This is a genomic window from Streptomyces cynarae, assembly GCF_025642135.1.
Lineage (GTDB): Bacteria > Actinomycetota > Actinomycetes > Streptomycetales > Streptomycetaceae > Streptomyces > Streptomyces cynarae.
Genome location: NZ_CP106793.1, coordinates 2,734,486 through 2,758,660, shown reverse-complemented (window position 1 = coordinate 2,758,660; position 24,175 = coordinate 2,734,486). Strand labels below are relative to the sequence as shown.

Annotated in this window: 22 protein-coding genes and 2 pseudogenes; 11 read left to right on the top strand and 13 right to left on the bottom strand. The window is 72.3% G+C overall.

The window, feature by feature from the left end:
- Position 1 precedes the first annotated feature (1 nt).
- Positions 2–235, top strand: coding sequence for a ferredoxin (locus N8I84_RS12910; RefSeq protein WP_263229662.1), 234 nt, complete (start codon positions 2–4; stop codon positions 233–235).
- 306 nt (positions 236–541) lie between these two features.
- Here the strand turns inward: N8I84_RS12910 and N8I84_RS12905 are convergent, their stop codons facing one another.
- Positions 542–1,189, bottom strand: coding sequence for a TetR family transcriptional regulator (locus tag N8I84_RS12905; protein ID WP_263229661.1), 648 nt, complete (start codon positions 1,187–1,189; stop codon positions 542–544).
- Positions 1,190–1,418: 229 nt separating this feature from the next.
- Between N8I84_RS12905 and N8I84_RS12900 the strand changes: the two genes are divergently transcribed.
- Genes N8I84_RS12900 through N8I84_RS12890 form a run of 3 tightly spaced genes read left to right on the top strand, consistent with a single transcriptional unit; the run spans position 1,419 to position 4,704 of the window.
- On the top strand, positions 1,419–2,873 hold the full coding sequence (locus N8I84_RS12900) for a glycosyltransferase family 4 protein (RefSeq protein ID WP_390898883.1): 1,455 nt from the start codon (positions 1,419–1,421) through the stop codon (positions 2,871–2,873).
- Complete coding sequence (locus N8I84_RS12895) at positions 2,867–3,637, top strand: class I SAM-dependent methyltransferase (RefSeq protein ID WP_263229660.1); 771 nt, start codon at positions 2,867–2,869, stop codon at positions 3,635–3,637. The genes N8I84_RS12900 and N8I84_RS12895 overlap by 7 nt, the downstream gene beginning before the upstream one ends.
- Positions 3,634–4,704 (top strand): prenyltransferase/squalene oxidase repeat-containing protein, encoded by a 1,071-nt coding sequence (locus tag N8I84_RS12890; protein WP_263229659.1) that lies wholly within the window; start codon positions 3,634–3,636, stop codon positions 4,702–4,704. Before N8I84_RS12895 ends, N8I84_RS12890 begins: the two co-directional genes overlap by 4 nt.
- A gap of 87 nt (positions 4,705–4,791) precedes the next feature.
- On the opposite strand, the gene N8I84_RS12885 is transcribed toward N8I84_RS12890, so the two are convergent.
- Positions 4,792–5,085 (bottom strand): hypothetical protein, encoded by a 294-nt coding sequence (locus N8I84_RS12885; RefSeq protein WP_103841859.1) that lies wholly within the window; start codon positions 5,083–5,085, stop codon positions 4,792–4,794.
- 160 nt (positions 5,086–5,245) lie between these two features.
- Between N8I84_RS12885 and N8I84_RS12880 the strand changes: the two genes are divergently transcribed.
- On the top strand, positions 5,246–5,830 hold the full coding sequence (locus N8I84_RS12880) for a hypothetical protein (protein WP_263229658.1): 585 nt from the start codon (positions 5,246–5,248) through the stop codon (positions 5,828–5,830).
- Between the two features lie 57 nt (positions 5,831–5,887).
- Here the strand turns inward: N8I84_RS12880 and N8I84_RS12875 are convergent, their stop codons facing one another.
- The 5 genes from N8I84_RS12875 to N8I84_RS12855 form a co-directional block, all read right to left on the bottom strand.
- Positions 5,888–6,895, bottom strand: a complete 1,008-nt coding sequence (locus N8I84_RS12875; protein ID WP_263229657.1) for an LLM class F420-dependent oxidoreductase — start codon at positions 6,893–6,895, stop codon at positions 5,888–5,890.
- A gap of 109 nt (positions 6,896–7,004) precedes the next feature.
- A complete protein-coding gene (locus N8I84_RS12870; RefSeq protein ID WP_263229656.1) occupies positions 7,005–7,808 on the bottom strand; it encodes a DUF5336 domain-containing protein in 804 nt (267 codons plus the stop codon).
- A gap of 158 nt (positions 7,809–7,966) precedes the next feature.
- Complete coding sequence (locus N8I84_RS12865) at positions 7,967–8,920, bottom strand: N-acetylmuramoyl-L-alanine amidase (protein WP_263229655.1); 954 nt, start codon at positions 8,918–8,920, stop codon at positions 7,967–7,969.
- Between the two features lie 10 nt (positions 8,921–8,930).
- Positions 8,931–9,593 carry a class I SAM-dependent methyltransferase gene (locus N8I84_RS12860; RefSeq protein ID WP_263229654.1) on the bottom strand — a complete coding sequence of 221 codons (663 nt, stop codon included), beginning with the start codon at positions 9,591–9,593 and terminating at the stop codon, positions 8,931–8,933.
- Positions 9,594–9,703: 110 nt separating this feature from the next.
- A complete protein-coding gene (locus N8I84_RS12855; RefSeq protein WP_263229653.1) occupies positions 9,704–11,452 on the bottom strand; it encodes an MFS transporter in 1,749 nt (582 codons plus the stop codon).
- Between the two features lie 359 nt (positions 11,453–11,811).
- On the opposite strand from N8I84_RS12855, the gene N8I84_RS12850 reads away from it, so the two are divergent.
- The gene (locus N8I84_RS12850; RefSeq protein WP_390898882.1) at positions 11,812–13,233 is read left to right on the top strand and encodes an MFS transporter; all 1,422 of its coding nucleotides are present in this window, start codon (positions 11,812–11,814) and stop codon (positions 13,231–13,233) included.
- Between the two features lie 19 nt (positions 13,234–13,252).
- Here the strand turns inward: N8I84_RS12850 and N8I84_RS12845 are convergent, their stop codons facing one another.
- The 4 genes from N8I84_RS12845 to N8I84_RS12830 form a co-directional block, all read right to left on the bottom strand.
- The gene (locus N8I84_RS12845) at positions 13,253–13,885 is read right to left on the bottom strand and encodes a response regulator transcription factor (RefSeq protein ID WP_263234745.1); all 633 of its coding nucleotides are present in this window, start codon (positions 13,883–13,885) and stop codon (positions 13,253–13,255) included.
- A gap of 175 nt (positions 13,886–14,060) precedes the next feature.
- On the bottom strand, positions 14,061–15,347 hold the full coding sequence (locus tag N8I84_RS12840; protein ID WP_263229651.1) for a sensor histidine kinase: 1,287 nt from the start codon (positions 15,345–15,347) through the stop codon (positions 14,061–14,063).
- 25 nt (positions 15,348–15,372) lie between these two features.
- Positions 15,373–16,089, bottom strand: a complete 717-nt coding sequence (locus N8I84_RS12835; protein WP_263229650.1) for an ABC transporter permease — start codon at positions 16,087–16,089, stop codon at positions 15,373–15,375.
- Positions 16,089–17,000, bottom strand: a complete 912-nt coding sequence (locus N8I84_RS12830) for an ABC transporter ATP-binding protein (RefSeq protein ID WP_263229649.1) — start codon at positions 16,998–17,000, stop codon at positions 16,089–16,091. The genes N8I84_RS12835 and N8I84_RS12830 overlap by 1 nt, the downstream gene beginning before the upstream one ends.
- A gap of 246 nt (positions 17,001–17,246) precedes the next feature.
- Here N8I84_RS12830 and N8I84_RS12825 point away from each other — a divergent pair, with 246 nt between their 5' ends.
- The 3 genes from N8I84_RS12825 to N8I84_RS12815 all read left to right on the top strand — a co-directional run bounded on the left by N8I84_RS12825 (position 17,247) and on the right by N8I84_RS12815 (position 20,355).
- On the top strand, positions 17,247–18,137 hold the full coding sequence (locus N8I84_RS12825) for a MaoC/PaaZ C-terminal domain-containing protein (RefSeq protein WP_263229648.1): 891 nt from the start codon (positions 17,247–17,249) through the stop codon (positions 18,135–18,137).
- Positions 18,138–18,271: 134 nt separating this feature from the next.
- Positions 18,272–19,348, top strand: coding sequence for a Zn-dependent alcohol dehydrogenase (locus N8I84_RS12820; RefSeq protein ID WP_263229647.1), 1,077 nt, complete (start codon positions 18,272–18,274; stop codon positions 19,346–19,348).
- Between the two features lie 11 nt (positions 19,349–19,359).
- Positions 19,360–20,355: a 3-oxoacyl-ACP reductase gene (locus N8I84_RS12815; RefSeq protein WP_263229646.1), complete on the top strand. Its 996-nt coding sequence runs from the start codon at positions 19,360–19,362 to the stop codon at positions 20,353–20,355.
- A gap of 163 nt (positions 20,356–20,518) precedes the next feature.
- Here N8I84_RS12815 and N8I84_RS12810 read toward each other — a convergent pair whose 3' ends face one another.
- Together N8I84_RS12810 and N8I84_RS12805 are read right to left on the bottom strand one after the other, a co-directional pair.
- A complete protein-coding gene (locus N8I84_RS12810; protein ID WP_263229645.1) occupies positions 20,519–20,701 on the bottom strand; it encodes a hypothetical protein in 183 nt (60 codons plus the stop codon).
- Positions 20,702–20,751: 50 nt separating this feature from the next.
- Positions 20,752–22,067 (bottom strand): annotated as a pseudogene (locus tag N8I84_RS12805) (hypothetical protein).
- A 483-nt stretch (positions 22,068–22,550) separates the two neighbouring features.
- Between N8I84_RS12805 and N8I84_RS12800 the strand changes: the two are divergent.
- Together N8I84_RS12800 and N8I84_RS12795 are read left to right on the top strand one after the other, a co-directional pair.
- Positions 22,551–23,407, top strand: a pseudogene (locus N8I84_RS12800) (Nif3-like dinuclear metal center hexameric protein).
- A complete protein-coding gene (locus N8I84_RS12795) occupies positions 23,404–24,147 on the top strand; it encodes a zinc ribbon domain-containing protein (protein ID WP_263234744.1) in 744 nt (247 codons plus the stop codon). The pseudogene N8I84_RS12800 and the gene N8I84_RS12795 overlap by 4 nt, the downstream one beginning before the upstream one ends.
- The last annotated feature ends 28 nt before the right edge of the window (positions 24,148–24,175 follow it).

Genomic DNA, 24,175 nt, shown 5'->3' with positions numbered 1-24,175 from the left:
CATGGGAGACCGCTGGCACATCGAGGTCGACCGCTCGGTCTGCATCGGCTCGGCGCAGTGCGTGCACCAGGCGTCCGGTGCCTTCCGCCTCGACTCCGCCCGTCAGTCCCGTCCCGTCACACCCGACGCCGACGCGGGGGAGCAGATCCTTCAGGCGGCGGAGAACTGCCCGGTGGAGGCCATCACGATCACGCTGGCGGGAAGCGGGGAGCCGGTGTTCCCGCCGGGGGAGTAGGCGGGGCGACGGGTCCGGGCGACGAGTGTGGGTGGTTTGCCCGAAAAAAGTATAAAAATCATGGTTCGGGGTCTTCCATCTGGCCGCAGAAGTCCTAATCTAGAAATTGCCTACGAGGCGAGTGAAGGAACTCGACCGGAGATGCCGACTGGGGCGTGAAGCTTAGGCTTCCGCTGTGGCCGACATCGACGGTCGACAGGCCGGAAGGTCGAGAGACCGGAAGGTCGACCGGAACCCGTCTCGTAGGTCTTTTCGTGCCCTGGTCCCGTGTGTCCTTGTGCCCCGGTCCCATGGTCCTTCTGCGCCCTAGTCGCGCGCCGGGGCGTCCGTGAGGTCGATCAGCCGGCACACCGTCTCGATGTCGATCCTCACCTGCGCGATGGAGGCGCGGCCGGAGAGCCAGGTGATCAGCGCCGAGTGCCAGGTGTGCTCGATGACCCGCACCGCCGAGAGCTGGTCCGGCGTCGGGTCGCCGTCCAGGCCCATCGCGTCCAGGATGATCGCCGTCGTCTGCCGGGAGACCTGGTCCACCTCGGGGGAGACGCTGCGGTCGGCGAAGGTGAGGGCGCGGACCATGGCGTCGGCCAGGTGCGGCTCGCGCTGGAGGGCGCGGAAGGCGCGCATCAGGGTCTCCGCCACCCGCTCGGCCGCGGTCCGACCGGCCGGCGGCTTCTTCCGCAGCGTGCCGTGCATGCGCTCCAGCTGATCCTGCATGGTCGCGACCAGCAGGTGCACCTTGGAGGGGAAGTAGCGGTACAGCGTGCCCAGCGCCACCTGCGAGGACTCCGCAACCTCCCGCATCTGCACCGCGTCGAAACCGCCCCGGCTCGCCAACTGCGCGCTCGTGTGCAGGATCCTGCGGCGGCGTGCCTCCTGCCGCTCGGTGAGCGGAGGTGAGGCCGGCTGCGCCGCCGGTCGCGCGGTACTGGCTGGCACCTTGGCTTCCGCAGGCATGGGTCCCGTTCCGTGACAGTCGGTGAGGGTGATGATCAGGTCGGTGAGGGGTGGCGGTCGGACAGCATGGCAGGGCGTCGGCCGTGGCGCGAATCACCCGATCCGCCGCTCACAGCGGGGCTACCTGCCGGTAGATTCAGAGGCTCTTGAACGATCAAGTCTGTAACTTGTTCTAGATTACCGTCCCGGCGTAGTCTCGCGGGAAACTGCAGGGAAGAAGGGGCCGAGAGTGACCGCTGAGGGCAGGGAGGCGGGTCCCGAGGGGGGTTCCGCCGCCGGTGGGGGTCCCTCCCTGTTCGAGCGCAGTCGAGAACTTGGGGGAGGCCGGCCGCTGCGCATCGCGCTCCTGACGTACAAAGGGAACCCGTTCTGCGGGGGCCAGGGCGTCTATGTACGGCACCTCTCCCGTGAGCTGGTCCGGCTCGGCCACCAGGTCGAGGTCATCGGCGCGCAGCCCTACCCGGTGCTCGACGAGGGCGAGGGCCTTCAGGGCCTGTCCCTCACCGAACTGCCCAGCCTGGACCTGTACCGCCAGCCCGACCCCTTCCGCACCCCCAAGCGCGGCGAGTACCGGGACTGGATCGACGCCCTCGAGGTCGCCACGATGTGGACCGGCGGCTTCCCCGAGCCCCTCACGTTCTCCCTGCGCGCCCGCCGCCATCTGCGCGCCCGACGCGGCGACTTCGACGTCGTGCACGACAACCAGACGCTCGGCTACGGCCTGCTGGGCGATGTGGGTGCGCCGCTGGTGACCACCATCCACCACCCCATCACCGTGGACCGGCAGTTGGAGCTGGACGCTGCGGAGGGCTGGCAGCGGCGGCTGTCCGTACGACGCTGGTACGCGTTCACGCGCATGCAGAAGCGGGTAGCGCGCCGGCTGCCGTCGGTGCTCACCGTCTCCGGCACCTCCCGCCAGGAGATCGTGGACCACCTGGGCGTCGAACGGGACCGTGTCCACGTCGTGCACATCGGCGCTGACACCGACCTGTTCTCGCCGGACGCGTCGGTGCCGCAGGTGCCGGGCCGGATCGTCACCACCTCCAGCGCGGACGTGCCGCTCAAGGGCCTCGTCTTCCTGGTCGAGGCGCTCGCCAAGGTGCGGACCGAGCACCCCGGGGCGCATCTCGTGGTGGTCGGCAAGCGCGCCGAGGACGGGCCCGTCGCTCAGGCCATCGAGCGGTATGGGCTCGAGGGCGCCGTCGAGTTCGTGAAGGGCATCTCCGACGCGGAGCTGGTCGACCTGGTGCGGTCGGCCGAGGTGGCGTGCGTGCCGTCGCTGTACGAGGGGTTCTCGCTGCCCGCGGCCGAGGCGATGGCGACCGGTACGCCGCTGGTGGCCACCACGGGCGGTGCCATACCGGAGGTCACGGGCCGCGACGGGGAGACGTGCCTGGCGGTCCCGCCCGGTGACGCAGGGGCGCTGGCCGCCGGCCTGAGCCGGCTGCTGGCGGACCCGGAGCTGAGGGCACGGCTCGGCGCGGCGGGCCGCGAACGGGTGCTGCGGCACTTCACCTGGGCGAAGGCGGCGGAGGGGACGGTGGCGCGGTACCGCGAGGCCATCGCCCTCACCCAGACCCGGCTCGGCCCGCTCGGGGGCGCCCCCGTCGAAACAGTCGCCGCCCCCGCAGCCGCCGCCGAAGACATCGTCGTACCCAACCGCGAAAGCAGGGCCACGTGCTGACCGTCGACTTCTCCCGGTTCCCGCTCGCCCCGGGCGACCGCGTCCTGGACCTCGGCTGCGGTGCCGGACGGCACGCGTTCGAGTGCTACCGGCGCGGCGCGCAGGTCGTGGCGCTGGACCGGAACGGCGAGGAGATCCGCGAGGTCGCCAAGTGGTTCGCGGCGATGAAGGAGGCGGGCGAGGCTCCGGCCGGTGCCACCGCGACGGCGATGGAGGGCGACGCGCTCGCCCTGCCCTTCCCCGACGAGTCCTTCGACGTCGTGATCATCTCTGAGGTCATGGAGCACATCCCGGACGACAAAGGCGTCCTCGCCGAGATGGTCCGGGTGCTCAAGCCGGGCGGCCGTATCGCCGTCACCGTGCCTCGCTACGGCCCTGAGAAGGTCTGCTGGGCGCTGTCCGACGCCTACCACGAGGTCGAGGGCGGCCACATCCGCATCTACAGGGCCGACGAACTGCTGGCGAAGATGCGGGAGGCGGGCCTCAAGCCGTACGGCACGCACCACGCGCACGCGCTGCACTCGCCGTACTGGTGGCTGAAGTGCGCGTTCGGCGTCGACAACGACAAGGCGCTGCCGGTGCGCGCGTACCACAAGCTGCTCGTCTGGGACATCATGAAGAAGCCGCTCGCCACCCGCGTCGCCGAGCAGGCGCTGAACCCGCTGATCGGCAAGAGCTTCGTGGCGTACGCGACCAAGCCGCACCTGCCGTCTCTCGCCGAGAGCGCCAGGACCGCAGAGACCTCCGAGGCGGCCGCCAAGTGACCACCCCCCGGACAGAACACCTCGTCCTGCCCGGGGTCCTCACCGCCGAGCAGGCCGCCGCGACCGTCGCCGGGATCCTCGCCGTGCAGCGGGAGGACGGCGCCATACCGTGGTTCCGCGGGCACCACCTCGACCCGTGGGACCACGTCGAGGCGGCGATGGCGCTGGACGCGGCGGGGGAGCACACGGCGGCCGAGCGGGCCTACGACTGGCTGGCACGCCACCAGAACGAGGACGGGTCCTGGTACGCGGCCTACGCCGACGGCGACCCGGAGCAGATCACCGACCGCGGCCGCGAGACGAACTTCGTCGCGTACGTGGCCGTCGGCGTCTGGCACCACTACCTCGCCACCGGCGACGACACGTTCCTGGACCGCATGTGGCCGACGGTGTACGCGGCGGTCGAGTTCGTGCTGCGGTTGCAGCAGCCGGGCGGGCAGATCGGCTGGAAGCGGGAGGACGACGGCACGGACGTCACCGACGCGCTGCTGACCGGCTGCTCCTCCATCCACCACGCGCTGCGCTGCGCGCTCGCGATCGCCGAGCAGCGCGAGGAGCCGCAGCCGGACTGGGAGTTGGCTGTGGGCGCGCTCAGGCACGCCATACGCCGGCACCCGGAGCGGTTCCTGGACAAGGACCGCTACTCCATGGACTGGTACTACCCGGTGCTCGGCGGAGCGCTGACGGGCGCCGAGGCCAAGGAGCGCATCGAGGCGGACTGGGACCGTTTCGTCGTCCCCGGCCTCGGTGTGCGCTGCGTCGTCCCCAACCCGTGGGTGACCGGCGGAGAGTCGGCCGAACTCGCCCTGACCCTGTGGGCGATGGGCGAGTCCGACCGCGCCCTGGAGATCCTCCAGTCGATCCAGCACCTGCGGGATCCGAAGACGGGCCTGTACTGGACGGGCTACGTCTTCGAGGACGGCGCGATCTGGCCCGAGGAACTCACCACGTGGACGGCCGGCTCACTGCTGCTCGCCGTGGCCGCCCTGGGCGGCGACGAACCGACCTGCACGGTCTTCAGCGGAGAACAGCTGCCCCGGGGCCTGGACACCGACTGCTGCCCATAGCTCCGCGGGCTGCTCGGTGCCGGTGGGGGTGCCCCAGGGCTGTCGCGCTCAGCGGCAGTGCTCAGTGGCCGCGTTCAGTTGCCGCGTTCAGTGGCGGTGGATGCGGTTGGCGATGGCGTGGCCCACGAAGAGGTAGACCACCGCGGCGAGGCCGTAGCCCGCGACCACCCGTGCCCACGCCTCGTGGAACGTGAACAGGTCGTGGGACCAGCCGGCCAGCCACGCCGCCGCGTTGTGGACGAACTGGACCAGATCGTTGCCGGGGTTCGCGTTCAGCAAGTACATCAGGATCCACAGGCCCAGGATGACGGCCATGATGTCCGCGATCACGGCGATGACCGTACCGGCCTGATTCGCACCGTTGCGATATCGAGGGGACATGCCCTCCGGGTTGCCCGGCGATTCCCCGTCAAACTCGTAGAAGTCCGGGGACGACCGTGCGCAGCCGGGGTCACCCGATCGCCACGCCCGGGCGGCAAGGCCGGGCGGTGTGGGTGAAGCTGTCGGTGGATCAGTCGGCTTCCCGGTCCCGGAGGCTCCCGTGCCCGCACCGATACGCTCCCCCAAGCTCTTCGAGCAGGGGGTACCCCCACTCGTCGTGGCGCTCGTCCTCTGCTCCACGGTGTTCGCCGGTGCCGCCGCCTGCGGTGACGGGAGCGCCGTGCAGCGGGCCGCCGCGTACATCGCGGTCCCCACGCCCACCCCGACCACCCCGGCGGAGCGGCAGAAGTTCGCCAGGGCGCGGTTCGCGGCGAACGCGGGGCTCGCGGCCGGGGCCGTCCACGAGTGGATCGTGAAGCCATGGAAGGCCGGTACGTTCAAGAAGGGCGCCAAGGGACGCAGGACCGCCCTGGCCAAGGCCGGACTCGTCGGCACCTTCGCCTACAACCGGCTCGGAGCCGCCGCACGCAACGCCCAGGGCGACCCCGCGCTGGCCAAGGGCCTCGCCCCGCTCGCGCCGGGCATCGACGGGCTCAAGGATCTGCCGTCCCGTCTGAGCAAGGGCGACGAGTCGGCCGCGGCGTCCTACGCCGGTCTCGTCGACAAGGTGAAGGCCGCGGCCAGGAAAGCGGGCGTCCCCGTCCGCAACCAGCTCCCGTCCGCCGCGCAGCTCGCACGCGGCTGACGGGGCCAACGGGGCACCGCCGTGCAGCGCTCCGCGGCGGTGCCCTACCCCCTGTGGTCAGTTCAGCTCGGCCAGCACCCGCAGCGTGTGCGGGTCCGGTGCCAGCGCCAGCAGGTCCGTCACCGGGCCCCTGCGCCACAACTCCAGCCTTTCCGCGATGCGTTCACGCGGCCCGACCAGCGAGATCTCATCAGCGAAGGCGTCCGGCACCGCAAGCACCGCCTCCTCGCGCCGCCCCTGAAGGAACAGCCGCTGGATACGGCGCGCCTCCTCCTCGTACCCCATGCGCGCCATCAGGTCGGCATGGAAGTTCCGGGCCGCGTGCCCCATCCCGCCGATGTAGAAGCCGAGCATCGCCTTCACCGGCAGCAGCCCTTCGGCGACGTCGTCGCACACCTTCACCCGCGCCATCGGGGCCACGACGAACCCCTCACGCAGGTCGGCCGGCGCCACCCCGTACGCCTCCGGGCGGGTCGGCGACCAGTACAGCGGCAGCCAGCCGTCCGCGATCCGCACCGTCTGCGCCACGTTCTTCGGGCCCTCCGCGCCCAGCAGGACGGGCAGATCGGCGCGCAGCGGGTGCGTGATCGGCTTCAGGGGCTTGCCGAGGCCGGTGCCGTCCGGGCCAGGGTAGGGCAGGGGATGGAAGCGGCCGTCCAGCTCCACCGGCGCCTCGCGGTGCAGCACTTGACGTACGACCTCGACGTACTCCCGGGTCGCGGTGAGCGGTGAGCTCGGGAACGGGCGCCCGTACCAGCCCTCCACCACCTGCGGCCCCGACAGGCCGAGGCCCAGCATCACGCGCCCGCCCGAGAGGTGGTCCAGGGTGAGCGCGTGCATCGCGGTGGTGGTGGGGGAGCGGGCCGCCATCTGGGCAACCGCCGTGCCCAGCTTGATCCTCGACGTCCGCGCGGCGATCCAGGTGAGCGGGGTGAACGCGTCCGACCCCCAGGACTCGGCGGTCCACACCGAGTCGTAGCCGAGCCGCTCCGCCTCCTGCGCCAGCGTGACATGGTCCGTCGCGGGGCCCCGACCCCAGTAGCCGAGCGCGAGCCCGAGCCGCATGCCGTCACCCACTTCTCTGACGAAGTATCAGATCCAAGGAGCGGCAGCGACTCTACGACAACGGCCCCCCGCCCGGAAGGGCGAGGGGCCGTACCGACGGGCGTGGGGCTCAGCCGCGCTGGATGCCGCTCGTGTCCTGCAGCACACCGCGGCGGCCGTCCTGCGTCTGCGCCACCAGGGCGGGGCCGCGCTGTTCGACGGCCAGGTACCAGGTGCCGGGCGCCAGTTCGGCGATCGGCGTGGGCGAGCCGTCCTCCGGGAACAGCGGGCGCGGCACCGGCACCGCGAACCAGAACGGCGAGAAGTCCGCGGCGGGAACCGTCTGCTGCGGCTGCTGCCCGCCGAACGGCTGCCCCTGCTGCGGCTGACCGTACGGCGACTGCTGCGCACCCGGGTAGCCGTACCCGCCCTGCGGCTGCCCGCCGTAGGGCTGCGGGGCTGCGGGCTTGGGGGCCGGGACGAGGGCGGCCTGCAGGGCCGGGACCAGCGGCGCGGCGATCGCCGCAGCGGCCATGACAACAGTGGCGACGAGGCCGAGGATCAGTCCGGTGCCGGCGCCGACCCCGTTGTCCGAGGCAGAGCCGACGTTGTCGACGCCGCCCATCGGATCGAAGACGTTCCCGAGCGCGCTCCATGCGGCGAAGACCGTGAACGCGACGCCGAACTGACCGAGGTCGAGACCGGCGACCTTGGGCACCTGCGGCAGGCCGTGGGCGACGACGACCAGCGCGGCGCCGATGATGCCGGCCAGGAAGACGCTCAGCAGCAGCGGTCCGCTGGCCCAGGCGCTGGGGATGTCCGCGCTGCTGGGCGCCCCGTCGATCGAGTAGATGTCGAGGAACGACGCGATGAACAGCAATACCGCTGCTCCGATCACCACGCCGTCGCCTCTCGTGAGGGAGCGGATATTCACTTCGGGTCCTTCGTCTGTCGTCTCGTCGTCGGAGGAGGCGTCGCTGTCACCATGTCGACCTCGGGCCGCGGTGTGAAGCGCGGGGGTGACCCCTCATCGTAGGGATGACACTATCGTCAGCCCGGCCGGGGTGTCCGCCGGGTCGGAGCCGATGATCGCTACCCGCGCAGGAAACTCACGATTCCCTCAGAGATCCCCTGCGCCGCCTTCTGCCGCCACGAGCCGCTGGTCAGCTGCGCCGCGTCCTTGGTGTCGCGCATGTTGCCGCACTCGATGAAGACCTTGGGAACCGTTGACAGATTGAGACCGCCGAGATCGCTCCGTACGACGAGACCGGTGCCGTCGCCCACGTAGTTGGAGGGCGCGCTCCCGGTGACGCGGACGAAGTCGCCCGCCACGCGCTCGCCGAGGTCGCGGGAGGGGCCGACGATGCGACGGGTGTCCGCGGCACCCTTGTGCACCGAGGCCGGCAGGATGACGTGGAAGCCGCGGTCGCCCTGGGCCGCGCCGTCCGCGTGGATGGAGATCGCCGCGTCCGCGTGCGCCTCGTTGCCGATCCGCGCCCGCTCGTCCACGCACGGCCCCCACGACCGGTCGCCGTCCTGCGTGAACTTCACCGTGGCACCCTGCTGCTCCAGGAGCGTGCGCAGCCGGCGCGCCACGTCCAGGGTGAACTGGGCCTCCGTGTAACCCGAGTTGGTGGACGTGCCGGTGGTGTCGCACTCCTTGGAGTTCGTACCGATGTCGACCTTGCGGTTGATCTCGGCCGTGTGGTGGACGTTGCCGGGGTTGTGTCCGGGGTCGACGACGACGACCTTGCCCGCGAGCGGCTTGGAACCGGCCCGTGCGGTGGACGACGCGTCCGGCTGCTCGGCGTTGTCCGCGCCACCGGCCGGGGAGGCCGGAGAGCCCGGGGCGGCGGACGGCGCGGTCCCCGCGGACCTTGTCGTGGGCGCCCCGTCCGCCGATCCGCCGCCGCTGTCGGCCACCGCCTCGTAGACCAGCCAGCCGAGCAGCGCCGCCGGCACCAGCGCGGCCACCACGACCGTCAGCGGCCCGCGCCGACGGCGGCGGGGTTCGGGGGCATCGAAGTCCGGTCCAACGTACGACATGCCTGCGACCCTAACGGGACGATTCGCTCCTTGCCCGCGTTCGCCGCAGGACGCGCAGCGAGTCGGCCGCCGAGACCTCCGTGAACTCTCCGGACCGAAGGGCCCTCAGGTAGACGCGGTACGGGGCCTGGCCGGTGAACTCGTCCTCCGGGTCGGGGAACACGTCGTGGATGACGAGGAGGCCGTCCTGGGCCACATGGGGGGCCCAGCCCTCGTAGTCGGCGTTCGCGTGTTCGTCGGTGTGGCCGCCGTCGATGAAGACCAGGCCGAGCGGGGTGTTCCACACCCTGGCCACCTGCGGCGAACGGCCCACGAGTGCGATCACGTGGTCCTCCAGGCCGGCCCTGTACAGGGTGCGCCGGAAGGTGGGCAGCGTGTCCATCAGGCCGACCTCCGGGTCGACCGTCTCCGGGTCGTGGTAGTCCCAGCCCGGCTGCTGTTCCTCGCTGCCGCGGTGGTGGTCGACGGTGAGCGCGGGGACTCCGGCGGCGCGGGCCGCGTCGGCGAGCAGGATCGTGGACCGGCCGCAGTACGTGCCGACCTCCAGCAGCGGCAGCCCGAGCCGCCCGGCCTCCACGGCGGCCTCGTACAGCGCGAGCCCCTCGTGCCGTGGCATGAACCCCTTCGCGGCCTCGAACGCGGCCAGGATCTCGGGCTTGGGCGCCGCGGGCATGGGGCGTCCTTTCGGTCGTACGAGCGTATGGACGCCCCATGCTGCCGCACCCCCCGGCGGCGTGGCGACGGGGGGTGCGGGTGGCGTGTGTGGCGTGGACGGCGGGCTGCTCAGACCTCCGCCACCGGGACCGGCTCGCCCGGAAGGGACAGGTCCAGCTCCACCGGGCGGTCGTCGCCCGAGTGGGTGGCCGACGAGGCGACCGGGGCGTGGCCCGAGGCCCTGGCGGCCAGGACGTACGGACCCTCGGACGGCACCGTCAGCGTGTAGCTGCCGTCCTCCGCGGACAGCGTGGCGCCCGCCTGGCGGCCCCGGCGGTCGATCAGCGTGACCTTGGCGCGGGCGACCGGGGCGCCCTCGGCGTCCAGGACCCGGCCGCGGAAGCCCCGCAGCACCTTCTCGGCGCGCTCCAGGTTCGCGTCCTCCTCGCTGCTCGCGCGCAGCTGGGGCCGGACCGCGGGGCGGCGGCCGGGCAGGAAGAGGGCGAGCAGCAGACCGAGGGCGACCGCGGCCGTCGCGATCAGGAAGGAGACCCGGAAGCCGTGCATGGTCGGGACGGCCAGACTGTTCACGTGGTTCGCCGTGTTCGCCAGCACCATGCCGATCACGGCGCTGGACACCGACGTGCCGATGGACCGCATCAGGGTGTTCAGGCCGTTGGCCGCGCCCGTCTCCGAGGCCGGGACAGCGCCGACGATCAGGGCGGGCAGCGAGGAGTAGGCGAGGCCGATGCCGGCGCCCAGGACCACCGAGGTGATCACGGTCTGCCAGGCGGCGTCCATCAGGCCGAGGCCGCCGCCGTAGCCGAGGGCGATGACCAGCAGGCCGATGATCAGGGTGACCTTGGGGCCGTAGCGGGCGGACAGACGGGCGTAGACCGGGGCGGTGAACATCATCGTCAGGCCCAGCGGAGCCACGCACAGGCCCGCGACGACCATCGACTGGCCGAGGCCGTAGCCGGTGGCGGTGGGCAGCTGGAGCAGCTGCGGCAGGACGAGCGAGACGACGTAGAAGCTGACGCCGACCATGATCGAGGCGAGGTTGGTGAGCAGCACCTCGCGGCGGGCGGTGGTGCGCAGGTCCACCAGCGGGGCGCTGATGCGCAGTTCGAGCACGCCCCACAGGAGCAGGATCGCGACGGACGCGCCGAACAGGCCGAGCGTGGTGCCGGAGGACCAGCCCCAGTCGCTGCCCTTGGTGATGGGGAGCAGGAGCAGCACCAGACCGGCGGACAGGCCGAGCGCGCCCAGCAGGTCGAAGGAGCCCTTCGCGCGCATCGGGGACTCCGGTACGGCGAGGAGGGTGAGGGCGATGGAGAGGGCGCCGAGTCCGGCGGAGCCGTAGAACAGGGCGTGCCAGTTCGTGTGCTGGGCGACCAAGGCGGCGGCGGGCAGTGCCAGGCCGCCGCCGACGCCGATGGAGGAGCTCATCAGGGCCATCGCCGAGCCGAGCCGCTCGCGGGGCAGCATGTCACGCATCAGGCCGATGCCGAGCGGGATCGCGCCCATCGCGAAGCCCTGAAGCGTACGGCCGACGATCATGGGCATCAGGGTGCTGGTGACGGCGCTGACCAGGGCGCCGACCACCATCACGGCCAGGCTGGTGAGCAGCATGCGCCGCTTGCCGTACAGGTCGCCGAGACGGCCCATGATCGGGGTGGCGACGGCGCCCGAGAGGAGGGTGGAGGTCAGGACCCAGGTGGCGTTGCTGGGCGTGGTGTGCAGCAGCTGGGGCAGATCCTTGATGACCGGGACGAGCAGCGTCTGCATCACCGCGACCACGATGCCCGCGAAGGCGAGCACCGGCACGATCGCGCCGGACGGCCTTGGTGCGGGCTGGTCGGTCGTTGGGTGCGTCATGGATCGGGGCCTCCGGGCCTGGTCGGTGTCGTGCGGAACGGTCGCTCGGGACAGGGGGAGCCGAGCGGACGCGTGCTGGGTGAACCACGTATGCACAGGCAACTATTCCGATGCTTTGGCGTACTAACGAATCCTTGACCGATTCATGGGTTTCTGAGCGCACGTCAGGAGATCGTCTGCTGACGGTGTGTCAGGGGATGCGTCGGGGATGTGCCAAGGGGTGCGTCCGGGGATGCGCCGGGGACGTGCCAGGGGATGCGTCGGGGGCGCGTCCAGGGATGTCGTACGTCCCAGGGCCGAGGCGGCGTGGGGCGAAATCCCGATGCGGAAGGCGGGGCCGGGTTGGGAGCATGGCGCGCATGCTGCGAGCCGTCGAAGACACCGTGCCCACCCGTCGTACCGCGCCGCCCACCTGGGTGGTGGTCGCGCTCGCGTGTGCCGGGCAGTTCCTCGTCGTGCTCGACGTGTCCGTCGTCAATGTGGCGCTGCCGTCGATGCGGGCCGACCTCGGGCTGAGCGCGGCGGGACTCCAGTGGGTGGTGAACGCGTACGCGATCGCGTTCGCCGGGTTCATGCTGCTCGGCGGGCGGGCCGGGGACCTCTACGGACGCAAGCGGATGTTCCTCATAGGGCTCGCCCTGTTCACGCTGGCCTCCCTCGCCGGCGGGCTGGCCCAGCAGGACTGGGAGCTGCTGCTCGCCCGGGCCGTACAGGGGCTCGGGGCGGCGGTGCTCGCACCCTCGACGCTGACGCTGCTCACCGCGGCGGTCCCGGAGGGCGCCGCACGGGCCCGGGCCATCGCCACCTGGACCGCGGTGGGCGCCGGCGGCGGCGCGGCGGGCGGGCTCGTCGGAGGAGCGCTGGTGGACGGGCTGTCGTGGCGCTGGGTGCTGCTGATCAACGTGCCGGTCGGCGCGGTCCTCCTGGCCGGGTCGGCACGGTGGCTCGTGGAGAGCCGGGCGGGGGACGGGCGGCGCCTGGACCTGCCGGGCGCCCTGCTGGTGACGGCGGGCCTCGGCACGCTCGCCTACGGGATCGTGCAGACGGAGGCGGAGGGCTGGACGGCGGCGGCGACGCTGGTGCCGCTCGCCGCCGGACTCGGCCTCATCGGCCTGTTCCTGGCCGTCGAGGCGCGGGCGAAGGCGCCCCTGATGCCGCTGAAGCTGCTGCGGGTGCGGTCGGTGTCCTCGGCGAACGCGGCCATGTTCGTCTCGGGCTCCGCGATGTTCTGCATGTGGTTCTTCATGACGCTGTACGCGCAGAACGTGCTCGGCTACTCGCCCCTGGATGCCGGGCTCGCCCTGGTGCCCAGCTCACTGGCCGTGGTGCTCGGCTCGAAGGTCGCGCCGCAGGTGATGCGGAGCGTGGGGGCGCGGAACCTGGCGGTGCTCGGGACGCTGATCGCGGCGGCCGGGTTCGGCTGGCAGTCGACGATGACGGCGAACGGCTCGTACCCGACGGCGATCATGTTCCCGGGCATCTTGATGATGCTGGGCGCCGGCCTGGCGGGTACCCCGCTCGCCGCGCTCGCGACATCGGGGGCCGCGCCGGGGGACGCCGGACTGGTGTCGGGGCTCGTCAACACCTCGCGCACCATGGGTGGTTCCCTCGGCCTCGCTGTGATGTCCACCATCGCGGCGACGCGCACCGGGGGCCGCGGCTCGGCCGACGCCCTCACGGAGGGGTACGCCGAGGCGTTCCGGACGAGCGGGTCCGTACTGCTGGTGGGGGCCGTGCTGATGCTGGCGTGGCTGCCGCGGACGCGGACCGGCCAGGGGTGACGCACCTTCGCAACCGGCCCTACAGCCACCCCTGCTGCCGGGCCTCCCGCATCGCCTCCATGCGGTTGCGGGTGCCCGTCTTGCCGATGGCGGAGGAGAGGTAGTTGCGGACCGTCGACTCCGAGAGGTGGAGTCTGGCGGCGATGTCGGCGACCGTCGCCCCGTCCACGGAGGCCTTCAGCACGTCGCACTCGCGGGCGGTCAGCGGATTGGGGCCGGCGCTCAGGGCCGCCGCGGCCAGGGCCGGGTCGACGACCCTCTCGCCGGTGAGCACCCGCCGGATCGCCGCGGCCAGCTCCTCCACCGGCCCGTCCTTGACCAGGAAGCCGGCGGCGCCCGCCTCCAGGGCGCGGCGCAGATAGCCGGGGCGCCCGAAGGTGGTGAGGATCAGCACTCGGCAGCCCGGAGCCTCCTCCCGCAGCTCGGCCGCCGCGTCCAGGCCGCTCTTCCCGGGCAGCTCGATGTCCAGCAGCGCCACGTCCGGGCGGTGGGTGAGCACGGCGTCCACGATCGCGTCACCCGCCGCGACCTGCGCGACGACCTCGATGTCCTCCTCCATGCCGAGCAGCAGGGCGAGGGCGCCGCGCATCATCCCCTGGTCCTCGGCGAGCAGTACCCGGATGCATCGCGTCGGCCGGTGGCTTCGGGGCATCTCGTCCACGAGCCAAGGGTACGGGCAGCGTGCCGGGTCCGGGGCGCAGGCCGAGCGTGCCGCCAACTCGCCGACGCCATCCGGCAATCAAAGACTCTCCATTGTTCCGTAAGCGACGGCGGCTCGAACACATGGGACAGCTCCACGTCATGGACGAACGACGTGAGCTGGGTGGTCAGTCAGCCGTGGGCGCCGTAGCCGACGGGGACAGCGACTGAAGGGGCGGCTGAACGGGCGACGCGGGCTCCACCGGGAGTTCGGCGGTGACCGTGAAGCCGCCCCGCGGCGACGGGCCGGCCCGCAGGGAGCCGCCCGCCGCCGCGAGCCGTTCGGTCAGGCCCTTCAGACCGGTCCCGCCGACACCCGCCGGGGCCGGCACGGCGGGCGCGCCGCTCCCGTTGTCCGCGACCGTCAGCCGGACGCGCTCAGGGGTCCCGTCTACGGTGATCTCGCAGCGGGTCGCGCCGCTGTGCCGTACGGCGTTGGTGACCGCCTCGCGCACCACCCAGCCCAGCAGCGCCTCGGTCTGCGAGACCAGGGGAGGGCCGGAGCGGCGTACCACGGGCTCGATGCCGGCGGCGGTCAGGGCCGAGCGGGCCCGGTCCAGTTCCGTGCCGAGGCTGCCCTCGCGGTAGCCGGTCACCGCCTCGCGTATCTCGGTGAGCGCCTGCCGCCCGACCGACTCGATGTCCGTCACCTGGGCCAGCGCCGCCTCCAAGTCACGCGGGGCCAGGCGCCGGGCCGCCTCCGACTTCACCACGATCACCGAGAGCGTGTGGCCGAGCAGGTCGTGCAGGTCGCGGGAGAAGCGCAGGCGTTCCTGCTCCACGGCGCGGTGGGCCAGCTCCTCGCGCGCGGCGCGCAGTTCCCGTACCGCCTCGGAGAGGGACAGGATCGCCGCGGTCACCATCGTCGACAGGAACGTGCCGTACGCGACGTTCAGCCCGTCCCAGCCGTCGCGCAGGCAGGAGACGGCACCCGCGACCGCGGTGAGGGCGAGGCCCGTCCTGCCGAGCCAAGGGCCTCGCACGACCGCTCCCGTCGCAAGGCCCAGCAGCGGGAAGAACAGCAGCCAACTGCCGCCGTACCCGATGGCCAGGCCGAAGGTCACCACGCCCATCACGACCAGCGCCGTCCGCGTGGACCTGGCCTGACGCGTCTGCTTGTGGAAGGCCCGGAACACCACGTAGATGTAGCAGGAGTTGAAGGCGAGCAGGCCCAGGCCGCCGATCCACGGGTTGGGGGTCTTGCCCTGGAAGAGGTTGGAGAAGGCGCCCATCCCCATCAGCAGCCAGGGCAGCAGGGAGAATCCGGTGGGCGGCGGCCCCGGGTTCTCGGGCACCTTCCCCGCCTTCCGGGCGGCCTTCTGCTCGGCCTTGAACCGTTCCTTGTGCTCTTTCCACGTCTGCCGAGCCTGCTGCCAGGCACTGAGGCGGCACGAGACGTTGCTCACCCAGGACATGTCCCTCTTTCCCCCGTTCCCCCGATCAGATGTTCCCCGCGGTCCTGCGGTAGGACAGCACAGCGTAGGAACCGAACGCCAGCAGCCAGGCCGCGAGGACGACGATCGCGCCCGGTGCCGGGGCATGACCGTCCGCCACCGATGTGCCGAGCTCGGCGAAGCGGTGGGTCGGGGTGTACGCGGACACCGAGCGCAGCCAGCCCGGGAACAGGGACAGCGGGAACCACAGGCCGCCGAGCACCGCCAGACCCAGGTTGCAGATCATGTTCGTCACGCCCGTGGTCTGGGCGGTCATCCGGTAGCCGTTGCCGAGCCCGAGCAGGGTGAAGGGGATCGAGCCGAGCCACAGCAGCAGCGCGATCGCCGCCCACTGCCAGGCCGCCAGGCGCACGCCGTTGACCAGGCCGCCCGCCGCCAGCACCGCGACGATCGCGGGCAGCACGGTCACCGATCCGGTCAGCGCCCGGCCGGCGACGACCTGGCGCGGGGTCATCGGGGTCACCCTCAGCTGCCGCAGCCAGCCGATCGCCCGGTCCTCGGCCACCCCGCCGCCGGTGTTCAGCGCCGAGCCGACCGCCCCGTACGCGGCCATGCCCACCATGGAGGCGGTCCTCCAACTGCCGTTGTCGTCACCGATGTTGGTGAACAGCAGGTACATCATCACCGGCATCGCGACCCCGCCGATCACAAAGCCCACGTCGCGCAGGGTCCGGCGCACCTCGAGCCGCAGGTAGTCCCACATCACACCGTCTCCTTCTCACGTGAGGTCAGGGCGAGGAACGCGTCGTCCAGCGACGCCGGGACGACCTCCAGGCCCCGTATCGCGTCCAGTCGGGCCAGGGCGATCACGGTCGCGTCGGAGTCGTCCGTGCGCAGCAGCGCCCGGTCGCCGCGCACCTCCACCGACCGCACGCCGGGCAGCAGCTCCAGGCCCGCCGTGCCGTGCCCCGCCAGGTCGAAGGAGACCAGGTTGCCGCCCGCGGCGCGCCTCAGCTGCTCCCCCGTGCCGTCCGCGACGACCCGGCCCCGGTCGATGACGACGATCCGGTCGGCGTGCGCGTCCGCCTCGTCCAGGTAATGCGTGGAGAACAGGACGGTGTGGCCGCGCCGGGCGTAGGACCGCATCGAGTCCCAGAACGCGTGCCGCGCCTCCACGTCCAGCGCGGCGGTCGGCTCGTCCAGCACGAGCAGCGAGGGATTCCCGGCGAGCGCCACGGCGAACCGCACCCGCTGGGTCTGGCCGCCGGAGAGCCGGTCCACGCGCCGCCCGGCCAGGTCCGCGATCCCGGCCAGCTCCAGGGCCCGGGCGACGGGCATCGGGTCGGGGTAACGGCCGGCCACGAAGGAGACCAGCTCGCGAACGGTGACCCGGGGGACAGCCCGCGCCTCCTGGAGCATGGCGCCCACCCGGCCCGCGCGCACGGCGTGCTCCGGGGGCGCGCCGAAGAGTTCGACCGTCCCCTGGTCCGGCTCGTTCAGGCCGAGCAGCAGCGAGATCGTCGTCGATTTCCCGGCGCCGTTGCGGCCGAGCAGTGCGACCGTCTCGCCGTGCTCCAGCCGCAGGTCGATGCCGTCCACGGCGCGCACGGCACCGTAGGTCTTGACCGCCCCCGTGAAGGACACCGCCGGTGGTGTCCCAGTCGTCTTCGTCATGCATACGACGCTATGCGGGGCCGGTACCGCCCGGCAGAGGCGTTTGTCAGCGATCCGGCAGGACAAATGTCCCGCTCCTGTCCCGGACAGGTCGAGCTGACACGGCGTCAGGAGCCTTCACAACGCGGGACCGCTGGGCTATACAGGGTCCGCCGGACTGGAACGCGTTCCTGTTCTGCCCGTGACGACCTCGGTGCGGCCGACGGTGCGGACGGCCGCACCGAGGTCTCGACCGTCAGGAGCCTCATGCCCATCGACGAAGCCTCGGCCCTCGCGGCCGAACCCCGGACCGGCGAGATCACCTGGACCTCCAAGGACGTGCAGCTCTACCACCTCGGCATCGGCGCCGGCATCCCCGCCACCGACCCCGACGAACTGCGCTACACCCTCGAGTCCCGGCTGCACGTCCTGCCCAGCTTCGCCACCGTCGCCGGAGCCGGCTCCCCGGGCGTGATCAGCGGTCTGTCCATGCCCGGCGTGGACGTCGACCTCGCCCGCGTCCTGCACGGCGGCCAGTCACTGACGGTCCACCGCCCGATCCCGGCCGAGGGCAGCGCCACGGCGACCTCCCGCATCGCCGCCGTGTACGACAAGGGCAAGGCGGCGGTCCTGGTGATGCGCACCGAGGTCGCCGATGCCGACGGGCCGCTGTGGACCAACGAAGCCCAGATCTTCGTACGGGGAGAGGGCGGCTGGGGCGGTGACCGCGGCCCCTCCGCCCGGCTGGATGCGCCCACAGGCGAGCCGGACAAGGTCGTCGAACGGACCGTCCGTGAGGACCAGGCCCTGCTCTACCGCCTCTCCGGCGACTGGAACCCCCTGCACGCCGACCCGGAGTTCGCGAGGCTCGCCGGATTCGAGCGGCCCATCCTGCACGGTCTGTGCACCTACGGGATGACGCTCAAGGCCGTCGTCGACACGCTGCTCGGCGGCGACGTGACCCGTGTGCGCGCGTACGCCACGCGGTTCGCCGGGGTGGTGTACCCGGGGGAGACCCTGCGCATCCGCATGTGGCCTCAAGGGACGGAGGGGACGGAGGGGGCGCATGGGGCGAAGGGCGTGGTGCGGGTGACGGTGACCGCGGTCGAGCGGGGCGATGCGCCGGTCCTCGCCGACACGGTCGTCGAGCACTCCTGAGCCGCCGAGCCGTCCAAGCAGTCCTGAGTCACCGATCGGTCCAAGGTCCTGAGTCACCGATCGGACCAAGCAGTCCTGAGTCACCGAGTCGCCGAACACTCCTGAGCCACTGAGCCCTCGAGGGGAGCCGCACCATGCGCGCAGCCGTACTGCACGAGATCGGCCAGGACAAGCTGGAGGTCCTCGACGACGTCGAGGCGACGGGCTTCGGCCCCGGCAGGGTCAGGATCCGGGTGCGTGCCACCGGGCTGTGCCACTCGGACCTGTCCGCGATGAGCGGGGTGCTGCCGCAACCGGGGCCGTTCGTGCCCGGCCACGAGGGCGCGGGGGAGGTCCTCGAGGTCGGCGAGGGGGTGAGCCGTGTGAAGCCGGGGGACAGGGTGGTCGTGTGCTGGCTGCCGGCCTGCGGTGCCTGCCCCGCCTGCCGGCGCGGACAGACCGAGCTGTGCCTGGCCGGGTTCATGAACGCGGGCACCCCCAACTTCAGGCGCCCCGGCGGTGACGTCTTCGGCTTCGCGGGCACCGGCACCTTCGCCGAGGAGGTCGTCGTCGACGCGGGCTGCGCGGTCCCGATCCCGGACGACGTGCCGTTCGACATCGCCGCGCTCATCGGCTGCGGGGTGACGACCGGGCTGGGCGCGGCGCTCAACACCGCCGGCCTGGAGGCCGGTTCGTCGGTGGCGGTCATCGGCTGCGGGGGCGTCGGCATCTCCGCGATCCAGGGGGCGCGGCTGAAGGGCGCCGCCGAGATCGTCGCCGTCGACCCGGTCGCCTCGCGCCGTGAGGCGGCGCTGAGGTTCGGCGCCACCAGGGCCGTGTCACCGGACCAGCTGCCCGACACGAAACAGCTGGTCACCGGTGGCGAGGGCTTCGACTACGTCTTCGAGGTCGTCGGGAAGTCGGCCACGGCCCGCACGGCGTACGAGAACACCCGGCGCGGCGGCACGCTCGTGATCGTCGGCGCGGGCGCCATGGACGACTTCCTGCAACTCAACATGTTCGAGCTGTTCTTCGACGAGAAGCGGATCCTGCCGTCCCTGTACGGCGGCGGCGACGTGCTGCGCTCCTACGAGCGCACCATCGCCCTGTGGCGGGCGGGCCGCATCGACCTGGAGGGGCTGATCACCCACCGGGTGCCGCTGTCCGAGATCAACGAAGCGCTGGACCAGATGCGTACCGGCACCGCCCTGCGCACGTGCATCGAGATCTGAGGACGCAGCTCATGTCACTGCCACTGGAGGGGCTGTCCGCGATCGTCACCGGCGCCGGACGCGGACTCGGCCGGGCCGAGGCGCTGGAACTCGCCCGGCTCGGCGCGGCCGTCGTCGTCAACGACTACGGGGAGCCGGGGCGATGGGGGTCCCCCCTGCTCGAGCGAAGCCGAGAGCTCGGGGGAGGCTTGGGCGAGGCCTCCACGGCCCCCGCCGAGGCGGTCGTCGCCGAGATCCGCGCGGCCGGCGGCCGGGCCTTCGCCCACACCGGGGACGTGTCCGACTTCGAACAGGGCCGTGCGCTGGTCGAGTCGGCCGTCGAGGAGTTCGGCAAGCTCGACATCCTCGTCAACAACGCGGGCATCCTGCGCGACCGCATGGTCTTCTCCATGTCCGAGGAGGAGTGGGACGCGGTGATCCGGGTCCACCTCAAAGGCCACTTCAACACCACCCGCTTCGCCGCCGCGCACTGGCGGGCCCGCTCGAAGGCGGAGGGCGGGCCGGTGTACGGGCGGATCGTGAACACGTCCTCGGAGGCGTTCCTGGCGGGCTCGGCCGGGCAGCCCAACTACGCGGCGGCCAAGGGCGGAATCGTCGGCTTCACCACGTCGACGGCGCTCGCCCTCGCCAAGTACGGCGTCACCGCGAACGTGATCTGCCCGCGCGCCCGGACCCGCATGACCGAGGACGTGTTCGCCGGCTTGGAACCGCCGGACGACGGCCTGGACCCGCTCGCGCCCGAGCATGTCGCCCCCCTCGTCGGCTATCTGGCCTCACCCGCCGCCGCGCAGGTCAACGGGCAGCTGCTCGTCGTGCACGGCGGCATGGTGGCGATCGTCGAACGGCCACGGGTCGGGGCGAAGTTCGAGACCAAGCAGGACGCCTTCACGTACGACGAACTCGACGCACTGCTCACCCCGCACTACGCCGAGCGGCCGCGGGGAGAGACGTTCGCGGCGGTGGAGGTGCTGGGGCTGCGGCACGAGGGGGCGTCGGGGGATCGCTGAAGGGGCCGGGCGAGGGCGCTGAGCGGCGAGCCCTCCGTCGTTGGACGGCGTCCCCGTCTTTGGACGGCGTCCCCCGTCGTGCGACGGCCCCACCCGTCGCGGGGACGGGCGGGGCCGAAGAGATCCGGCAGCCGACGGGGTACGGCGGCTGACGGACCTCACATCACGCAGCGGACGCGGTTCGGGCCGCTGTGCCGGTCTGTTGCTGCTGGCCGGACGGCTTGCGGTGCCGTCCGTGCGGCGCCGCCTCGTGGTCCTCGGCGGAGACCGGACCGCGGTGCTTGCCGTGCCCCGGGATCTCCTGGGCCTCGGCAGACAGAGGCTGTGTGGTGCTGGTGTCGTTCATCGGAAGTGTCCACCCCGTCAAAACATGATCGTTCGTACAGCCGGGCGAGTCTAACGGGCGGCAACGACAGCCGTGCCGGGGGCCGGGGGTGTCGTGCTGCGGCTGCCGCCCTGGCCCTGCGCGTGCCCGGGAAACCCGTCCTTACTCCCCACCGGTGCCTGTCTCTTGCGGATCCACACGAGCGGGGTCGGGGCCGCCTCGGCGCGCCGTGGCGACAGCGCCTGCTGCAGCGTGACCGGTCGCGTCACGGACGGCTCCGGGGGCCCCGGAACCGGCCGTTCATCCGTCTCCCGGGCCGACGCGGCGCCCGTCTCCCGGGCCGGTGCCGCGACCGTCGCGCCGGGCACCTCCAGCAGCGCCACCCCGCACCGCACGGCACCCGCCGCGTACGGCAGCCGCAGCACCCCGTCCCGCGTCCACAGCCCGGCCCCCGCCAACCAGCCCGTCGGCGCGGCGAGTTGGTGCACCCGGCGGTCCGCGGGGCGCCACACCCCGACCCAACTGCCCACCGGCCCGTCGATGCGCAGCGCCACCGCGCAGCTCTCCGGTGTCAACGCCTGCCCCGGCTGAATGGCGAACGGCGTCGCCGGGCGCTCCAGCCGCAGGCACTCGGGGAAACGCACCGGCAGCGTGCTCCCCAACACACCCCAGCCGAGCCGCTCCCGGCCCGGTGAGGGTGCGTCCGAGCGGATCAGCAGCAGGCCGCTGTCCGGGTCGGCGAGCAGCAGCCGGTCGTTGCTGCCGTCCGCGATCTGCAGCAGCGGCGACACCTCGCCGTCCCGCTCCAGATCGACCACCACGGTCTTGGTGGGACCACCGTCCGGCGGCGTACGGTCCACGGCCAGCAGCCGGCCCGTGCGGTCCAGCCACACGCCGCCCGAGCACCGGCCCGGCACCTGAGCCACCCGCTCGGGCCCCCTGGCGCCGCCCGCCACCAGCCACACCGCGCTCGTCCCCTCACCCACCTCCAGGGCGAACGCGCGGTCCCCGTCGGCGCGGGCGGCAGCAGCCGCAGCCGGGTCCCCTCCGTGGGGCACTCCACCGCGCCCAGCAGCCGCTCCCCGGTCCCCGGCCCGGTCGGGTACAGCAGCGAGAACGTGTGCCGCCGCCGGGCCGCGACGCGGTGGACGAGCACCCGCCCGTCGGCCAACGGCTGCACCTCGGTGCCGGGCTCCTCGGGCTGGTTGACGGGCAGCGGTACGGCGTACGGTTCCGGGCCGTCCAGGGTCCAGCGCTCCGGGTACCAGGACGCGCCGTCCAGAGCGAGACGCGCCGCGTAGGAACCGTCCGCGGTGATCACGCATCCGGGCGCGGGCGCCCCTTCGGGGCCGTTCGCCGTGGCGGATGTGAAGGCACAGGCCGTCATCATTCGGTCACCTCCGGCGACGAAGCTAGTTTTCGTACGCACAGGCGTGACATCCCCCGGCCGTCGCTTCACACGTAAGGGTGTCGGTGCGGGGATTCCTGTGAATAAACGGGGGCGGCTGTGCTGCACAAGGGGGCGCGCGTCCGGCCAACTCACCACCTCGGCGCGACGGGACGGCGACCGGACGGCGACCGGACGGCGACCGGCACCGGCTGGGTGACGTCCACGGCGGTGGAGCTGCTCGGACGCCGTCTGACGCGCGGGCTCCCGCGGACCTCCTACGCCACCGCGGACCGCGTTCCCCAGGAGCGCTCGGCCGCCTCCGCACGACTGGACGACGGCCGGACGACGTCTGGACGACGTCTGGACGGGGAGCCGGCTCGTACGGTTCGGGGGGCCGGCTCGTACGAGCCGCTCCCGCCTGCCCGCCGGAACGGCCCGCGACCGATGGGTCACCGCCCCGGGCCAGGTAGCCTTTTCCCCGTGCCCCGTCTGTCTGAAGTCATCGCCGCGCTGGAGAACCTGTGGCCCGCCGAGCGGGCCGAGTCCTGGGACGCGGTCGGCACGGTCGTCGGCGACCCGGACCAGGAGGTCTCCCGGGTTCTCTTCGCCGTCGATCCCGTCCAGGAGATCGTCGACGAGGCGGTGAAGCTGGGCGCCGACCTGCTGGTCACCCACCACCCGCTCTATCTGCGCGGTACGACGACGGTGGCGGCCTCCACCTTCAAGGGCCGTGTCGTGCACACCCTGATCAAGAACGACATCGCGCTGCACGTCGCCCACACCAACGCCGACACCGCCGACCCCGGCGTCAGCGACGCGCTGGCCGGCGCGCTGGACCTCAGGGTCGCGCGCCCCCTGGTGCCGGACGCCACCGACCCGGAGGGCGGCGGGGTCTCGGCCGCGTCTGCGAGCTGGACCACCCGCTGACCGTCCGCGAGCTGGCCGCCCGCGCCGCCGAGCGGCTGCCCGCCACCGCGCAGGGCATCCGCGTCGCCGGCGACCCCGAAGCGGTGGTCCACACGGTCGCCGTCAGCGGCGGCTCCGGCGACAGCCTCTTCGACGCGGTCCGCGCGGCGGGTGTCGACGCCTTCCTCACCGCGGACCTGCGCCACCACCCGGCCTCCGAGGCCCGCGCCCACAGTCCTCTCGCGCTGCTCGACGCGGCGCACTGGGCCACCGAATGGCCCTGGTGCGAGCTGGCCGCAGCCCAGCTCGACGAGATCTCCGACCGGCATGGATGGGGCCTTCGCGTCCACGTCTCCAAGACGGTCACCGACCCCTGGACCGCCCACGCGGCGTCCGCCACCACCTCTACCGCAACGGGAGCCCCAAACTGAACGCCGCGCCCGCCGACCAGATCCGCCTCCTCGACGTCCAGGACCTCGACGTACGCCTCCAGCAGCTCGCTCACAGGCGGAGGTCCCTGCCCGAGCACGCCGAGATCGAGTCCCTGACCAAGGACCACGCCCAGCTGCGCGACCTGCTGGTGGCCGCGCAGACGGAGGAGAGCGACTGCGCCCGCGAGCAGACCAAGGCGGAGCAGGACGTCGACCAGGTGCGCCAGCGCGCCGCCCGCGACCAGCAGCGCCTCGACTCCGGTGCGATCACCTCGCCCAAGGACCTGGAGAACCTCCAGCACGAGATCGCCTCGCTCGCCAAGCGGCAGGGCGACCTGGAGGACATCGTCCTCGAGGTGATGGAGCGCCGTGAGGCCGCGCAGGAGCGGGTGGCGGAGCTGACCGAGCGTGTCGCCTCCGTCCAGTCGAAGATCGACGACGCGACGGCGCGCCGGGACGCCGCCTTCGAGGAGATCGACGGCGAGGTCGCGTCGGTGACCAAGGAGCGCGAGGTCGTCGCGGCGTCGGTGCCGGCGGACCTGCTCAAGCTCTACGACAAGCTGCGCGAGCAGCAGGGCGGTATCGGCGCCGCCAAGCTGTACCAGCGCACCTGCCAGGGCTGCCGGCAGGAACTGGCGATCACCGAGATGAACGAGATCCGCAAGGCCGCGCCCGACACGGTGGTGCGCTGCGAGAACTGCCGCCGGATCCTGGTGCGCACGGCGGAGTCCGGCCTGTAAGAGGCGACCAGAGGCTATAGAGGTTCGA

What these genes read in the sequence shown, in the direction of transcription:
- N8I84_RS12910 (WP_263229662.1), top strand. Translation starts at nt 2, where the DNA reads ATGGGAGACCGCTGGCACATCGAGGTCGACCGCTCGGTCTGCATCGGC.
- N8I84_RS12905 (WP_263229661.1), bottom strand. Translation starts at nt 1,189, where the DNA reads ATGCCTGCGGAAGCCAAGGTGCCAGCCAGTACCGCGCGACCGGCGGCG.
- N8I84_RS12885 (WP_103841859.1), bottom strand. Translation starts at nt 5,085, where the DNA reads ATGTCCCCTCGATATCGCAACGGTGCGAATCAGGCCGGTACGGTCATC.
- N8I84_RS12875 (WP_263229657.1), bottom strand. Translation starts at nt 6,895, where the DNA reads ATGCGGCTCGGGCTCGCGCTCGGCTACTGGGGTCGGGGCCCCGCGACG.
- N8I84_RS12865 (WP_263229655.1), bottom strand. Translation starts at nt 8,920, where the DNA reads ATGTCGTACGTTGGACCGGACTTCGATGCCCCCGAACCCCGCCGCCGT.
- N8I84_RS12860 (WP_263229654.1), bottom strand. Translation starts at nt 9,593, where the DNA reads ATGCCCGCGGCGCCCAAGCCCGAGATCCTGGCCGCGTTCGAGGCCGCG.
- N8I84_RS12855 (WP_263229653.1), bottom strand. Translation starts at nt 11,452, where the DNA reads ATGACGCACCCAACGACCGACCAGCCCGCACCAAGGCCGTCCGGCGCG.
- N8I84_RS12850 (WP_390898882.1), top strand. Translation starts at nt 11,812, where the DNA reads ATGCTGCGAGCCGTCGAAGACACCGTGCCCACCCGTCGTACCGCGCCG.
- N8I84_RS12845 (WP_263234745.1), bottom strand. Translation starts at nt 13,885, where the DNA reads ATGCCCCGAAGCCACCGGCCGACGCGATGCATCCGGGTACTGCTCGCC.
- N8I84_RS12840 (WP_263229651.1), bottom strand. Translation starts at nt 15,347, where the DNA reads ATGTCCTGGGTGAGCAACGTCTCGTGCCGCCTCAGTGCCTGGCAGCAG.
- N8I84_RS12835 (WP_263229650.1), bottom strand. Translation starts at nt 16,089, where the DNA reads ATGTGGGACTACCTGCGGCTCGAGGTGCGCCGGACCCTGCGCGACGTG.
- N8I84_RS12830 (WP_263229649.1), bottom strand. Translation starts at nt 17,000, where the DNA reads ATGACGAAGACGACTGGGACACCACCGGCGGTGTCCTTCACGGGGGCG.
- N8I84_RS12825 (WP_263229648.1), top strand. Translation starts at nt 17,247, where the DNA reads ATGCCCATCGACGAAGCCTCGGCCCTCGCGGCCGAACCCCGGACCGGC.
- N8I84_RS12820 (WP_263229647.1), top strand. Translation starts at nt 18,272, where the DNA reads ATGCGCGCAGCCGTACTGCACGAGATCGGCCAGGACAAGCTGGAGGTC.
- N8I84_RS12815 (WP_263229646.1), top strand. Translation starts at nt 19,360, where the DNA reads ATGTCACTGCCACTGGAGGGGCTGTCCGCGATCGTCACCGGCGCCGGA.
- N8I84_RS12810 (WP_263229645.1), bottom strand. Translation starts at nt 20,701, where the DNA reads ATGAACGACACCAGCACCACACAGCCTCTGTCTGCCGAGGCCCAGGAG.